Consider the following 14446-nt stretch of genomic DNA (forward strand, 5'->3'; position numbering starts at 1 on the left):
TTGCCCGCCCCATTCCTCGTGTACCGCTGTCCAGTTGACCAGGACCGCCGACATTCCGTCGGCGACCCAGGGTAACCTTCATGATCTTCGGTCCCGCATCCGATTCCCGCATCGGGGCCGGGGCCAGGCAAGATGGTTGCGTGACCCTCATCGATCGCCTGCCGCCGACCGCCGACCCCGACGCCCTCTACGAAGCCTTCGAGTCGTGGGCCCAGGAGCGCGGTCTCACGCTCTACCCCCACCAGGAGGAGGCGCTGATCGAGGCGGTCTCCGGGGCGAACGTGATCGTCTCGACTCCCACCGGGTCCGGCAAGAGCATGATCGCGGCGGGCGCGCACTTCGCCGCCCTCGCCCGCGACGAGGTCACTTTCTACACCGCTCCGATCAAGGCGCTGGTCTCGGAGAAGTTCTTCGAGCTGTGCAAGCTCTTCGGCACCGAGAACGTCGGCATGCTCACCGGCGACGCCTCCGTGAACGCCGACGCCCCTGTGATCTGCTGCACCGCCGAGGTGCTGGCGTCGATCGCGCTGCGCGACGGCAAGCACGCGGACATCGGCCAGGTCGTGATGGACGAGTTCCACTTCTACGCGGAAGGGGACCGCGGCTGGGCCTGGCAGATCCCGCTGCTGGAACTGCCGCAGGCCCAGTTCGTCCTGATGTCCGCCACGCTCGGCGACGTCTCCTTCTTCGAGAAGGACCTCACCCGGCGCACCGGCCGTCCGACGTCGGTCGTCCGGTCGGCGACCCGCCCGGTGCCCCTGTCCTACGAATTCCGCTACACCCCGCTCACCGAGACCCTCACCGACCTGCTGACGGCCAAGCAGGCCCCCGTCTACATCGTGCACTTCACGCAGGCGCAGGCGGTGGAGCGGGCACAGGCGCTGATGAGCATCAACATGTGCACCCGCGAGGAGAAGGACAAGATCGCCGAGCTGATCGGCAACTTCCGCTTCACCACCAAGTTCGGCCGCAACCTCTCCCGGTACGTGCGGCACGGCATCGGTGTGCACCACGCCGGCATGCTGCCGAAGTACCGGCGCCTGGTGGAGAAACTCGCCCAGGCCGGGCTGCTGAAGGTGATCTGCGGGACGGACACGCTCGGCGTCGGCGTCAACGTGCCGATCCGCACCGTGCTCTTCACCGCTTTGACCAAGTACGACGGCAGCCGGGTGCGGACGCTGCGCGCCCGGGAGTTCCACCAGATCGCGGGACGGGCCGGGCGCGCGGGCTTCGACACGGCGGGGTTCGTGGTCGCGCAGGCGCCCGAGCACGTCGTCGAGAACGAGAAGGCCCTGGCCAAGGCGGGCGACGACCCGAAGAAGCGCCGCAAGGTGGTCCGCAAGAAGGCTCCCGAGGGCTTCGTCGGCTGGAGCGAGCAGACCTTCGACAAGCTCATCGCCTCCGAGCCGGAGCCGCTGACGTCCCGTTTCCGGGTGACGCACACGATGCTGCTGTCGGTGATCGCCCGGCCCGGCAACGCCTTCGAGGCGATGCGCCGTCTGCTGGAGGGCAACCACGAGCCGCGCAAGCAGCAGTTGCGGCACATCCGGCGGGCCATCGCCATCTACCGCTCGCTGCTGGACGGCGGCATCGTCGAGAAGCTGGACACCCCGGACCCCGAGGGCCGCATCGTCCGCCTCACGGTCGATCTCCAGCAGGACTTCGCCCTCAACCAGCCGCTGTCCACGTTCGCCCTGGCCGCGTTCGAACTGCTCGACCCCGAGTCGCCGTCGTACGCGCTGGACATGGTGTCGGTGGTGGAGTCCACGCTGGACGACCCGCGGCAGATCCTCGCCGCCCAGCAGAACAAGGCGCGCGGCGAGGCCGTGGCCGCGATGAAGGCGGACGGCGTCGAGTACGAGGAGCGCATGGAGCGCCTCCAGGAGATCACGTACCCGAAGCCGCTGGAGGAGCTGCTCTTCCACGCGTACAACACCTACCGCAGGAGCCACCCCTGGGTCGGGGACCATCCGCTGTCGCCGAAGTCGGTGATCCGGGACATGTACGAGCGGGCGATGTCCTTCACCGAGCTGACCTCCCACTACGAGCTGGCGCGGACCGAGGGCATCGTGCTGCGCTACCTCGCCGGCGCCTACAAGGCCCTGGACCACACCGTCCCCGACGATCTCAAGTCCGACGACCTCCAGGATCTGATCGAGTGGCTCGGCGAGATGGTGCGCCAGGTCGACTCCAGCCTGCTCGACGAGTGGGAGCAGCTCGCCAATCCGGCGGAGATGACCGCCGAGGAGGCGCAGGAGAAGGCCGACCAGGTCCGGCCGGTCACCACCAACGCGCGCGCCTTCCGCGTCCTCGTCCGCAACGCCCTGTTCCGGCGGGTGGAGCTGGCCGCGCTCGACCAGGTCGACGAGCTGGGCGAGATGGACGGCGACGCCGGGTGGGACGCGGACGCCTGGGGCGAGGCCATGGACAAGTACTGGGACGAGTACGACGACCTCGGCACCGGTCCCGACGCCCGCGGCCCGAAGCTGCTGGTGATCCAGGAGGAGCCGCAGGACCGGCTGTGGCGTGTCCGGCAGATCTTCGACGATCCGAACGGCGACCACGACTGGGGGATCAGCGCGGAGGTCGACCTCGTGGCCTCCGACGCGGAGGGCCGGGCGGTCGTCCGCGTCACCGACGTCGGCCAGTTGTGAACACAGGAGAGCATCACCCATGACATCCACGCCCAACCCGGCCGACAGCCTGGTCGACCTGCTCGACCTGGAGCAGATCGAGGTCAACATCTTCCGCGGTCGCAGCCCGCAGGAGTCCCTGCAGCGGGTCTTCGGCGGCCAGGTGGCCGGCCAGGCCCTGGTCGCCGCGGGCCGCACCACCGAGGGCGACCGCCCGGTGCACTCGCTGCACGCGTACTTCCTGCGGCCCGGCCGGCCGGGCGTGCCGATCGTGTACCAGGTCGAACGGGTCCGGGACGGGCGGTCGTTCACGACCCGCCGGGTCACAGCCGTGCAGCAGGGGCGGACGATCTTCAATCTCACCGCCTCCTTTCACAAGCCTGAGCAGGGAAGTTTTGAACATCAGCTACCGCCGGCGCGTTCGGTGCCGGACCCGGAGTCGCTGCCGACGGTCGCCGACGAGGTCCGGGAGCATCTGGGCGCGCTGCCGGAGCAGTTGGAGCGGATGGCGCGACGGCAGCCCTTCGACATCCGCTACGTCGACCGGCTCCGCTGGAAGACCGAGGACATCCAGGACGCCGAGCCGCGCAGTGCCGTGTGGATGCGGGCGGTCGGACCGCTCGGTGACGACCCGCTCGTGCACACCTGCGCGCTGACCTACGCCAGCGACATGACCTTGCTGGACGCCGTACGCATCCCGGTGGAGCCCTTGTGGGGCCCGCGGGGCTTCGACATGGCCTCCTTGGACCACGCCATGTGGTTCCACCGCCCCTTCCGCGCGGACGAGTGGTTCCTGTACGACCAGGAGTCCCCGATCGCCACGGGAGGACGCGGGCTGGCCCGCGGCCGGATCTACGACACCGAGGGCCGTCTGCTGGTGTCGGTCGTCCAGGAAGGCCTGTTCCGGGCGCTGTAGTCCGGCCCGGCGGCGGAACTCAGCGGGTCGGCCGGGTGGGCCGGGAGCCTCTGCGTCGCAGGCGGCCCAGCAGGCCGCGGGGACGTGCCGGCGCGGGCGCGGGGTGCTGCCGCGCCCGTGACGGGCAGGTGGTGCCCAAGGCGGTGGTGCTCGGCGTGGAGGTGTGCTGAGGAGCGATGCCCACCGCGTCAGAGGATTGTGCCGCCGAGGACGGCGCGGTGGTGACGGAGTGCCGGCAGTGGCGTCCGGCCGTCCGCGGGACCCCGTGAGCAGCCGGGTGGGCCGCGGGCCGGGGTGCTGCCGTGCGGTGTTCTCGCGCGGTGCCGACCAGATGGGCCAGTTCCGCGCGGAGCCAGTGGATCTCGTCCGGGTCGGTCGCCGTCATGATTTCCTCGGCGAGCCGGGCGGTGGGCGAGCCGGGCAAGCCGTCGATCACCGGAGCCGGACGGAGCCGCTGGAGGTGCGAGCGCTCGTGCGGGTCACCTACGACGACCGCGACCTCGACCGGGCCGAGCAGGGACGCCACGGCCGCGGCCCGGCCCCACGGATCGTCGGTCCGGCGGAGCAGGAAACCCAGATGCCGGCGGCGCCAGTTGCGCGGGCGCCGGTCCTGGCCGTCCTTCAGCTGCTCCCGCAGCCACTCGGGAGCACGGCCGGTCAGCAGACCGGCGTTGCTCTCGTCGGAGGCGAACTGCCGTAGTTCGTCGGCGAGGTACAGCCAGACGACGGCACCGTAGCGGTTGACGTAGACCTTCACGGGCACCAGCAGTCCCAGCCGCGCGAGGCGGGCGAACCGGGACGTGGGCACCTTCATGAGCGCGGCGCCCTCCGTCGTCCCCACGGTCCGCACCCTCTCCCGCAGGGATTCGGGGAAGCCCTCCCGCTCACGGACCCGTTCGATCTCGGCCCAGGTGACGCACGGTCCCCCTCCCCCTTCATCGGGCACGACACGGATCCGTCCGAGGCCCACCGCGATGTCGAACTCGCTGCGTTTCAAACCGAGTTCACGCGCCGCCCGCCTGGGTGCGAGCCTGTTGCCCCGCGTGGCGGGACGGCCGGCGGCAGGCGTCGCCTGGGGCGTGAGGATCTCTTCGGACATGCTCGTCTCCCCCGTGGAGTGTGTGCGGACGGCGCCCTGTGCGCCCGTCCGAGAAAAACCGTAGCCGCTTGTCCGGCTGTCCGTCGGGGGCTGTGGACAACTCCGCCGAAGGCTCCACAGGAATGCGGAACCTGCAGGTCACGGCTCCCTGGCAGAGGTACGCTCGGGGTGCCGGGCGTCGACATGGAGGTGCTCGCCGACCCGGTTCACCAGTAACGTCATCTCGTAGGCGATCTGGCCGATGTCGGCCTCCGCGCCGCTCAGTACGCACAGGCAGCTGCCGGAGCCGGCCGCGGTGACGAACAGGACCGCGTCGTCGAACTCGACCATCGTCTGCCGCACCCGTCCGGCCCCGAAGTGCCGGCCCGATCCCTTCGCGAGGCTGTGCAGTCCGGAGGAGACGGCGGCGAGGTGCTCCGCGTCCTCGCGCCGCAGGCCGGTACTGGCGCCTGTCACCAGGCCGTCGTTGGACAGCAGCATCGCGTGCCGCACGTGTTCGACGCGCTCGGTCAGATCGTCCAGCATCCAGCCGAGTCCCTGGTTCTGCGCCATGATCCCGTCGCCCCCTGTGCTCCCCGTGTGTCGTCTCCCCCTGGCCGTGGGGGTCTGCTCCGCCAGCCTTCCCCACGGTGGGGCTCCGGGCAAGCAGGATGGGGCCATGGCACAGAAGATGACCGACGAGGAGTGGCGGGCGTTCGTCTCGGACGGCACCCGCACCATGAAACTCTGCACCGTCCGCGCGGACGGCAGTCCGCATGTGGCGCCGGTCTGGTTCCTGCTCGACGGGGACGAGATCGTCTTCAACACCGGAAAGGAGACCGTCAAGGGACGCAATCTGCTCCGGGACGGCCGGGTCGCCCTGTGCGTGGACGACGACCGGCCCCCGTTCGACTACGTCGTGCTGCAGGGCCGCGCCCGGATCTCGGAGGAGCCGGACGAACTGCGGGACTGGGCGGCCCGCATCGGTGCCCGCTACATGGGCGAGGAACGTGCCGAGGAGTTCGGTGCCCGTAACGGTGTGCCCGGTGAGCTGCTCGTGCGGGTGACCGTGGACAAGGTCTCGGCGCAGAAGGCCGTGGCGGACTGACGCTGCGTCCGGGCCCGAGGCCGGGTGGTGGCCGGGTCATCTGACCGAGTCGAGCAGCCGGGCGGTGTGCATCCGTCCGGCGTACGCGACGAGTTGGATCAGCACCTCTTTCCCCGAGGCGCGCTCACGCGCGTCGCACAGCACGACGGGCGTGCCCGGGTCGAGGTCGAGAGCGTGCGTGATGTCCTGGGTGCCGTGCCGGCGGGCGCCCGGGAAGCAGTTGACGGCCACCACGAACGGGATGCGGCGGTGCTCGAAGAAGTCGACCGCCGGGAAGCAGTCCGCCAGTCGCCGGGTGTCCGCGAGGACCACGGCGCCGAGGGCTCCCTCTGCCAGGTCGTCCCACAGGAACCAGTAGCGGTCCTGGCCCGGTGTGCCGAACAGGTAGAGGGAGAGGTCGGACCGGAGGGTGACGCGTCCGAAGTCCATGGCGACGGTCGTGGTGGCCTTCCGGCCGACGCTCTCGGTGCCGTCCACCGGACGGCCCGCCCCGCTGAGCGGTTCCTCCGTGCGCAGCGGTCCGATCTCGCTGACGGCGCCGACCAGGGACGTCTTGCCCACGCCGAACCCCCCGGCGATCAGTATCTTCAGCGCCAGAACGGCCGTCTCGACGCCGTCCGCGGCGTCCCTGTCCTCGGAGGCCATCGATCACTTCTCTCGGGAGTGCCGGTGACGCCCCGGCGCGGAGGGCACCGGTGCCACTCGCCCAGGGGTTTCCGGGCGGTTCGGGGTGTCCCACGGCCTCGGAACGCTAGCCCGGTGCGGGGATACGCGCGGGCTCTGTTCCGGAAGGTGCCGGGATGTGTGCCGGAGGAGCACCGGAACGACCACGCCGTGCCCGCATGTGTGCGCTGCGGCGCCCTCCTCGGCCATACGGGATCATGCGGAGCATGAGCGACGACCACACACACGTCCAGGAGTTCTTCACCGCCCGCGCCGCCGACTGGGACAGCCGCTTCCCCGACGACGGTCCCGCCTATGCCGCGGCGGTCGCCGAGCTGGGTCTGCGCCGCGGAAACCGTGTGCTCGACGCGGGGTGCGGCACCGGTCGTGCCCTGGCCCCGCTGCGCGCGGCCGTGGGTGCCTCCGGGGTGGTGATCGGGGCCGATCTCACCCCGGCCATGCTGGACGCCGCCCGGCGGGCCGGCCGGAACCGGGAGGGGCGGCTGCTGCTGGCCGACGTCGCCAGGCTGCCGCTGAGATCGCGGTCGCTCGACGCCGTGTTCGCCGCGGGGCTCATCGCCCATCTGCCCGATCCGGGTGAGGACCTCCGCGAGCTGGCACGCGTGGTGCGACCGGACGGCGTACTGGCCCTGTTCCACCCGGTCGGGCGGGCGGCGCTGGCCGCCCGGCAGGGCCGTCGACTCACCCCGGACGACCTGCGCGCCGAGCCCAACCTGCGGCCCCTGCTGGCAGCTTCGGGCTGGCACATGACGTCGTACGTCGACGAGGACGCCCGCTTCCTCGCCCTGGCCGTCCGCCGGAGCTGACCACAGCCCGGCTCTTGCGCCGCTTGCTCCGGAACCGCCAGCGGGTGGCGTGCAGAACGCCCGCGTCCTCCCCCTTCTGCCGGGGAAGCGGCATCTCTACGTTGAGTACCGGGACATACGCACGGTCGGTCATGGCGGCGGCACAGGGGGACGGTGGTCAGCTTGTTCGGCAGGGCGCGCAAGACCTGGGACAGATTGCTCAGTGTGCTGAGTACGGCCGGGAAGACGGGACGCGACAGCGGCGGGCACAACCTCTTCGAGGCGGCCGCCGCTTATGTGTCGGCACAGGTGGAGGACGACCAGGAGCGGATGGACGAGGCGGCGGGCCGGGTGTCGCCGGAGGCGTTGTCCTTCGGGGTGAACGAGCTGGCGTGCCGGGCCGTCGTCGCGCTCGCGCGTGAACGCGACGAGCCGCCGCGGGCAGTGGCCCGGGCACTGCTCGGGCTGCCGGTGTCCTGACGTGGCACCCGCATCCGATGGTCGTTTTGGCCCGGCCAGCCGGAAAACCGCAGCTCGGGTACGTCGGGGAGTCGTGACAAGCGGCTTCCGGCCGCACTAGGGTGCGCGCCGTTGGTCGAACCGATGGGGAGGCTGGAATGGTCCGGACGGACGAGGACGCCGTCGCCGCCGAGGACGACGCGCTCTACGTGCTCACGGCGGTGCTGCTGACTCCGGCGAAGTTTCCGAGCGTGCTGGGCGACGACTATCCGGAGGCGTGCGCGGCGCTCGGTCTCCCTCCACTGGCGGACGGCTACGGACTGGTGCTCGGGCAGGACGGTTCCGGGGCTCGGTGGACGGTGGTGATCGACGATGTCTCGTTGGTCGCGGTGGCCATAGCCTCCTGGGACTGCGGTATGGAACACGAACTGTCGCCGGACGAGCGCACCGTCGTGACGGCGCTGCCCGGCTGGCCCCTCGCGGTCGCCGTGGCGGCTCCGGGCGTACCCGCGCCGCACGACCCCGCTCCCGAGGCGGACGACCGGCCCCCGCTGTCACCTCCCGACACGAACGCCTGGGGGCCTGCCCAGCGACGCCTGGGAGCCGACGAGATCGCTCTGCACTGGGCGCGGTGGCGGGAGCAGGTGGACGACTCTGGGTTCGCGACCGCGGCGGACGGCACCGGCACGGCCGATGACTCGGAAGAGCTGGAGGGTTCGCAGGACCTGGCGGGCTTGGCGGACCTGGCGGACCTGGCGGGTCAGGCGGGTCAGGCGGGTCAGGCGAGAGAGCCGGAAGCAGTGGTCGGGGACGGGGCCGGGGGCGAGGTCCGGGGTGAGGGCAGCGCCGGGGAGCCCGCCCGGGGAAGTACGCCGGGCGCGGGAGCGGGGCAAGGGCTCAGCAGTGTCCGGCGGGTGCTCGCGGAAGCCCGTGCCTACGTCGACACACCGCCGCCGCTCGGCCGGATCCGGTCGTCGTTCGCGGCGGGCGACGCCCGTACCTTGCGTGTCGACGGTCCGGGCTGGTCGCTCGTGGCACGGACCGACGACATCGCCTTCGTACTCCTGGACGACGAGCCCGGCGAGGTCCTTCCGGTGGGCCGGGGTCCGGAATTGCCGGGCCTGCTGAAAGCCCTCGACGAGCTGGCCGTACGTCCCGGCTGAGCCGCGACCGGGCCGTCGAGCCGGCCGGGTCTCCCGGCATCCGGCCCCCGGGGCAGCCGACGGCTCGGCTCCTGTGGCCCTGTGCTCAGCGCGTCAGCGGCCGAGTTCCTTGCGGCTGACACGGCGCAGTCGGCGCCGCTGGGACGGGTCCAGCGTGAGGTACGCGGCGGCCGGGACTCCCAGGACTATCAGGAGGGCGGCCCACCAGGGCAGCCAGATCCACAGAATGAGCCCGACCGCCACACCCCCTGCGGCGATCTTGGCGTTCTTCGACATGATGTCGCCTCCTCCGCGGCCAGTGCCGCTCTCTGCTCTGAAAACGGTCCCGCGCTCGCCGCGGTTCCGATCGCGACCCTGAGCCGTCCCTGAGACAGGACCCTGAGTCCTCCCTGAGGTCCGTCACCACACGGGTGAGCCAAGAGAGCCCGTCGGTCCCGTCCGGCCTCTGCCCGCCTCGCCCACCTCTGCACATGGTGTCCCACGTCACATTCGAGCACACCCGATCAGCAGCGTATTCCTGTACTATCGGCGGCCCGCCACCACTAGTCAAAATTGAGGAGTGAGTCATCTCCGATCAGTCGACTCCCTCGGCCCCTCCGCCAGAGATCCCTCAACTGGCCCGCTGCTGCGCCGTCTTCCTGCCGGGTGAGCCTGCCCGTACCGGTGGTGTCGCCTTCTGGCGGCCGGACGGCGACCCGCCACCGCACATCGCCGCGGGGACCGCCACGAGCCTGACGGTCGCCGTTCCCGACGGCGGCCGTGTCGAGAAGGTGGGCGTACCGGCCGTTCTGCTGCCGTTGCGCGAGGCCGTACCGGTGCTCACGCGCGCGCGTGCCCTTCCGGACAGGCATCGGGCGGCGGGGTTCTGGGGTGCGGCGGCCGTGCACGCCCTGTACCTCGTGGCGCGCGGTCTGCTGCTGCCCGGGCTGTCCCCGGCCGGCCACGACGCCTGGCGCGTGGGGCCGCTGCGTGGCGAGGATACGGAACTCGTCCGCCGTCTTGCCGCCGCGATGCCGCCCGAGGCGCACGCGGTGCCGGTGGAGGGAACCGGCCCCGTACGGCTGCCCGATCCGGAGCCGCTGGTACGGGCCTTCCTGGACGCCGTCGCCGACACGCTGCCCCGCTCCCCCGCCGCCCCGCTCGTGACGGGCGGGGACGCCTACGCCGCCCGGCGGCAGCAGCTCCGGCCCGAGCTGCGCGCGTGGGCGGACGGTGTCGCCGCCGTGCACGACGCGGGGGTGCGGTTGTCGTTGCGGATCGAGGTCTCCGGACTGCCGGCGGCCACGGAGCCCTCCGGGCCCACCACAGGCGCGGAGCGGTCCGGGCCCGCCACAGGCGTGAAGCCTTCTGGAGTGGCCGCCGGCACGGGGCCGTCCGGATCGGCTGTGGACACGGGGGCGGAAGGGGCACCGGGGTTCCGTGCCGTGCCACAGGTGCACAGCGTGAGCGATCCCGCGCTGGTCGCGGACGCCGCCGATGTCTGGGCCGGCGCCGCGGGTGACGCCTTTGGCCCACCCGCGCGGACGGCCGCCCTGCTTGCGCTGCGCCGGGCCGCCCGTGCCTGGCCGGCGCTCACGCCGCTGCTGTCGGCCGCCGTGCCGGATGCCGTCGAACTCGCCGACGACGAGGTCGCCGAGCTCCTCGGCAGTGGCGTCCGGCCGCTGGCCGGCGCCGGAGTCGACGTGCACTGGCCCCGCGAGACACCCCACGGCCTGGCCTGCCGCGCGCAGGTCGGTCCCGCGGACGGTGGCGACGGAACGGGTGCCTTGGTCACCGCCGGCGGGCCGTCGTTCCTGTCCGCCGACGCGCTGCTCGCTTTCAGCTGGACGTTCACCCTGGGGGGCGAGCAGCTCACCCGCGAGGACCTGGACCGGCTCGCCGAGGCCGGCCGGCCGTTGGTACGGCTGCGTGATCAGTGGGTGCTCGTCGACCCCGAGGAGGCGCGTCGGGCCCGCGACCGGCAGGATCGCAAGGTCACACCTGTCGACGCGCTCGCCGCGGCTCTGACGGGCTCCGCCGAGGTCGACGGGCACCGGATCCCGGTGCGGCCCACGGGGTGGCTGGCGGAGCTGCGGGAGCGGCTCACCGACCCCGAGGGGCAGGAGCCCGTGGACCAGCCGGCCGCCCTGGCCGCGACGTTGCGGGACTACCAGCGGCGGGGCCTCGACTGGCTGGTGCGGATGACGTCGCTGGGGCTGGGCTGCTGTCTGGCCGACGACATGGGGCTCGGCAAGACCATCACGCTGATCGCCCTGCATCTGCACCGGCAGACCGACGCGGCGTCCGCCGGCCCGACCCTGGTGGTCTGCCCGACCTCGCTGATGGCCAACTGGCAGCGGGAGATCCAGCGGTTCGCGCCCGGCACCCCGGTACGCCGGTTCCACGGCGCCCGACGCGAACTGGAGAACCTGGACGGCGGCGAGTTCGTCCTCACCACCTACGGCACGATGCGCCTGGACGCGGACCGGCTGACCGGAGTGCCGTGGAGCATGGTGGTGGCGGACGAGGCCCAGCACGTGAAGAACCCCTACTCGGCGACCGCGCGGCACCTGCGCGCCATCGGGGCACGCGCGCGCGTGGCGCTCACCGGCACGCCGGTGGAGAACAACCTGTCGGAGCTGTGGGCGATCCTGGACTGGACGACTCCGGGGCTGCTGGGCCCGCTCGGTGCCTTCCGTGCCCGTTACGCGCGGGCCGTCGAGGGCGGCCAGGACCCGGCCGCGGCACAGCGGCTGTCCCGGCTGGTCGGGCCCTTCCTGCTGCGCCGCCGCAAGTCGGACCCCGGTATCGCGCCCGAACTGCCGCCGAAGACCGAGACGGACCATGCCGTGTCGCTGACGGCGGAGCAGACGGGCCTGTACGAAGCGGTGGTGCGGGAGACACTCGCCGACATCGCCGACGCCGACGGCATGGAGCGGCGCGGAATGATCGTGAAGCTGCTGACCGGACTCAAGCAGATCTGCAACCATCCGGCGCAGTTCCTCAAAGAGGACAGCCCGCGCATCGCGGGGCGCTCGGGGAAGCTGGAGCTGCTCGACGAGTTGCTGGACACGATCCTCGCCGAGGGGGCGAGCGTGCTGGTCTTCACTCAGTACGTGCAGATGGGCCGCCTGCTCGAACGGCACCTGGCGGCGCGAGGCGTGGCCTCGCTCTTCCTGCACGGCGGAACATCCGTCACCGCGCGCGAGGAGTCGGTACGGCGTTTCCAGGACGGCGAGGCGCCCGTGTTCCTGCTGTCGCTGAAGGCGGCGGGCACCGGCCTGAACCTCACCCGCGCGGAGCACGTCGTGCATTACGACCGCTGGTGGAACCCGGCCGTCGAGGCGCAGGCCACCGACCGCGCCTACCGCATCGGCCAGACACGACCGGTGCAGGTGCACCGGCTGGTGGCCGAGGGGACGGTCGAGGACCGCATCGCGTCCTTGCTGAACCGGAAGCGGGAACTGGCCGACGCCGTGCTCGGTTCCGGCGAGCGGGCTCTGACGGAGCTGACGGACGCGGAGCTGGCCGATCTGGTGGAACTGCGGGGTGGGGTGTGATGACCGGGTACGACGACGATGACGCGGAGCGGACGTTCGCCACGCCGCCGCCCACGCCCGGGCGGGGCTTCGCGCGCACGTGGTGGGGCCGGGCCTGGGTGCGGGTGCTGGAGGAGTCGGCGCTCGACGGGGAGCAGGTGCGGACCGGCCGTCGACTCGCCCGCTCGGGGGCGGTCGGCGCGGTGTCCGTGCGGCCCGGGCGGATCACGGCGGTCGTCCGGGACCGGGACGGCACGGGGCACCGGACCGATGTCCTCCTGCCGGAGTGGTCCGGTGAGCAGTGGGACCGGTTCGTCGGCATGGCGGTCGAGCGGGCCGGTCATGTCGCGGCCCTGCTGGACCACGAGATGCCTCCGCATCTCGTGGAGGACGCGGCGGCCTCCGGCGTCGAACTGCTGCCGGGCACGGGCGATCTGGAGCCGGAGTGTGACTGCGGCGCCTGGGACCACTGCGGGCACAGCGCGGCGCTGTGCTACCAGGTGGCACGGCTGCTGGATCAGGACCCGTTCGTCCTGCTGCTGGTGCGAGGACGCGGTGAGCGGGCCGTACGGGACGCCCTCCAGGCGCAGGGAAGTCCGCCCGCCGAGGACGCCTGCCGGTCTGAGGGGGTGGATGCCGCCGAGGCGTACGCGACGGCCGGCACGCTGCCGCCGCTGCCCGGTCTTCCCGGCATCCCCGACGAGCCGGGTGTGCCTCCGTCTCTCGACACGGACACCGCCCCCGGGCCCGGTGTCGACCCGGCAGCGCTGACCTTCCTCGCGTCGAGGACCACGGTGGAGGCACATCGTCTGCTCGTCGAAGCCCTGGCCACCGGGCACGGGAAGCGGCCCTTGGAACGCGAGTTGTCCACCGCGCGGGACGCGGTACGCCTGGCGGCGGACGGACCGGCATCGACATCGGCACCAGCACCAGCACCAGCACCAGCACCAGCACCAGCACCAGCACCAGCACCAGCACCAGCACCAGCACCAACGATCGCGACCCGTCTCGTTGACGGGTCGGGGCACGATCCGAAGGGCTTCGCGGCGGCCGTACGCGCGTGGCGGCTCGGCGGAGTCGACGCGCTTGCCGTACTGGACGAGGAGTGGACGGTGGAAGGCGAAACGCTGTCACGCGCGCGTGCCGCCCTGGAGTCCGCCTGGGACGAGGATGAACGGCCGTTGCTGCGGGCGCGGTCCAACCGCTGGACGGTCGCCGGGGAACCCTTGCAGCTGCGCTTGGGCACCGACGGCCGGTGGTGGCCGTACCGCGAGGAGGACGGCCGTTGGGTACCCGCGGGCGAAGCGGCCAGGGACCCTGCGACAGCGCTGGCCTCGGCGACGCTCGCGGCCGGCAAGGAGCCCTGACCCGGGGCTTCCCTCGCCCTCCCGCCCCCACGCCTGCCCGGGGAGGACGAGGACGAGGCCCACCTCTGATCGCTTCCAGGCACAGGATCGGTGGCCCCGGCACTGGCGAGCTTCCGTTTCCCGACGCGCTCACCGGTCACGGTGCCGTCTGCGCGACCAGGGACGGGATCATGGACTCCGGATCGCCGGGCAGTTCGCTGGGGAATCCGGACGGCAAGGAAGGCAGCTCGCTGGGCAGTCGGCTCGGCAACTCGGTCGGCAGTCCGGTCGGCAGTCCGGTCGGGATGCCGAAGGACCGCGACGGGGTGGCGGCGGCGCTGCTTTCGGCGGGCGGCTCCTCGTGGGGCGAGTCGTCGCTTCCCGACGCCATGAGCACGATCGCGACCACGGCGTCGGCCGCCACGATGAGGGCGAGCGGCAGAACCAGCCTGTTCCGCCGCCGTCTCGGGTCGTGTCCGCCTCCGCCCTCTTGCCCCGGACCGGGGCCGAAGCCCTCGGCGGGCGGACCGAAGCCACCTCCCGGTGGGGGTGGGCCACCCGGTGGTCCCGGCGGCTGTGGCGGTCGTGCGGGCGGCATGGCCATACCGTCCAGGGTCACCCCCGGCTGGGCGGTACGCGACCCTTACGCGCAAGTCGGGAGACAGGCACGGCAGCCCGCACGACCTGCCCGCACCACAAGCCCCTGCCGTACCGCCGGGACGACGCCCATGGCGTCGTCCCGGCACGCGCGCGTGC

At 72.1% G+C, this 14446-nt stretch carries 13 protein-coding genes; 8 read left to right on the forward strand and 5 right to left on the reverse strand.

Going from position 1 to position 14446, the window contains the following annotated elements:
* The first annotated feature begins 140 nt into the window (after nucleotides 1-140).
* On the forward strand, nucleotides 141-2654 hold the full coding sequence (locus tag ACZ3IG_RS32780) for a DEAD/DEAH box helicase (protein ID WP_467436651.1): 2514 nt from the start codon (nucleotides 141-143) through the stop codon (nucleotides 2652-2654).
* Nucleotides 2655-2673: 19 nt separating this feature from the next.
* Complete coding sequence (locus tag ACZ3IG_RS32785; protein ID WP_467436652.1) at nucleotides 2674-3549, forward strand: acyl-CoA thioesterase; 876 nt, start codon at nucleotides 2674-2676, stop codon at nucleotides 3547-3549.
* Between the two features lie 19 nt (nucleotides 3550-3568).
* Here the strand turns inward: ACZ3IG_RS32785 and ACZ3IG_RS32790 are convergent, their stop codons facing one another.
* Together ACZ3IG_RS32790 and ACZ3IG_RS32795 are read right to left on the reverse strand one after the other, a co-directional pair.
* A complete protein-coding gene (locus tag ACZ3IG_RS32790) occupies nucleotides 3569-4648 on the reverse strand; it encodes a DUF6397 family protein (protein WP_467436653.1) in 1080 nt (359 codons plus the stop codon).
* Between the two features lie 138 nt (nucleotides 4649-4786).
* The gene (locus ACZ3IG_RS32795) at nucleotides 4787-5200 is read right to left on the reverse strand and encodes a roadblock/LC7 domain-containing protein (RefSeq protein WP_467436655.1); all 414 of its coding nucleotides are present in this window, start codon (nucleotides 5198-5200) and stop codon (nucleotides 4787-4789) included.
* A gap of 106 nt (nucleotides 5201-5306) precedes the next feature.
* Between ACZ3IG_RS32795 and ACZ3IG_RS32800 the strand changes: the two genes are divergently transcribed.
* Nucleotides 5307-5735: a PPOX class F420-dependent oxidoreductase gene (locus ACZ3IG_RS32800; RefSeq protein ID WP_467436656.1), complete on the forward strand. Its 429-nt coding sequence runs from the start codon at nucleotides 5307-5309 to the stop codon at nucleotides 5733-5735.
* Between the two features lie 36 nt (nucleotides 5736-5771).
* Here ACZ3IG_RS32800 and ACZ3IG_RS32805 read toward each other — a convergent pair whose 3' ends face one another.
* Nucleotides 5772-6380 carry a GTP-binding protein gene (locus ACZ3IG_RS32805; protein WP_467436658.1) on the reverse strand — a complete coding sequence of 203 codons (609 nt, stop codon included), beginning with the start codon at nucleotides 6378-6380 and terminating at the stop codon, nucleotides 5772-5774.
* Nucleotides 6381-6625: 245 nt separating this feature from the next.
* On the opposite strand from ACZ3IG_RS32805, the gene ACZ3IG_RS32810 reads away from it, so the two are divergent.
* The 3 genes from ACZ3IG_RS32810 (at nucleotide 6626) to ACZ3IG_RS32820 (ending at nucleotide 8826) form a co-directional block, all read left to right on the forward strand.
* A complete protein-coding gene (locus tag ACZ3IG_RS32810) occupies nucleotides 6626-7225 on the forward strand; it encodes a class I SAM-dependent methyltransferase (RefSeq protein WP_467436659.1) in 600 nt (199 codons plus the stop codon).
* A 162-nt stretch (nucleotides 7226-7387) separates the two neighbouring features.
* A complete protein-coding gene (locus ACZ3IG_RS32815) occupies nucleotides 7388-7684 on the forward strand; it encodes a hypothetical protein (protein WP_467436660.1) in 297 nt (98 codons plus the stop codon).
* A gap of 137 nt (nucleotides 7685-7821) precedes the next feature.
* Nucleotides 7822-8826 (forward strand): hypothetical protein, encoded by a 1005-nt coding sequence (locus ACZ3IG_RS32820; RefSeq protein ID WP_467436662.1) that lies wholly within the window; start codon nucleotides 7822-7824, stop codon nucleotides 8824-8826.
* A gap of 93 nt (nucleotides 8827-8919) precedes the next feature.
* On the opposite strand, the gene ACZ3IG_RS32825 is transcribed toward ACZ3IG_RS32820, so the two are convergent.
* Complete coding sequence (locus ACZ3IG_RS32825; protein ID WP_215164397.1) at nucleotides 8920-9102, reverse strand: hypothetical protein; 183 nt, start codon at nucleotides 9100-9102, stop codon at nucleotides 8920-8922.
* A 338-nt stretch (nucleotides 9103-9440) separates the two neighbouring features.
* Here ACZ3IG_RS32825 and ACZ3IG_RS32830 point away from each other — a divergent pair, with 338 nt between their 5' ends.
* Both ACZ3IG_RS32830 and ACZ3IG_RS32835 read left to right on the forward strand, forming a co-directional pair.
* Nucleotides 9441-12365 carry a DEAD/DEAH box helicase gene (locus ACZ3IG_RS32830; protein WP_467436680.1) on the forward strand — a complete coding sequence of 975 codons (2925 nt, stop codon included), beginning with the start codon at nucleotides 9441-9443 and terminating at the stop codon, nucleotides 12363-12365.
* Nucleotides 12365-13711: an SWIM zinc finger family protein gene (locus ACZ3IG_RS32835; protein ID WP_467436663.1), complete on the forward strand. Its 1347-nt coding sequence runs from the start codon at nucleotides 12365-12367 to the stop codon at nucleotides 13709-13711. Before ACZ3IG_RS32830 ends, ACZ3IG_RS32835 begins: the two co-directional genes overlap by 1 nt.
* Before the next feature lie 136 nt (nucleotides 13712-13847).
* Here ACZ3IG_RS32835 and ACZ3IG_RS32840 read toward each other — a convergent pair whose 3' ends face one another.
* The gene (locus tag ACZ3IG_RS32840; protein WP_467436665.1) at nucleotides 13848-14114 is read right to left on the reverse strand and encodes a hypothetical protein; all 267 of its coding nucleotides are present in this window, start codon (nucleotides 14112-14114) and stop codon (nucleotides 13848-13850) included.
* Nucleotides 14115-14446: the final 332 nt, after the last annotated feature.

The organism is Streptomyces sp. NPDC016677 (assembly GCF_055562815.1).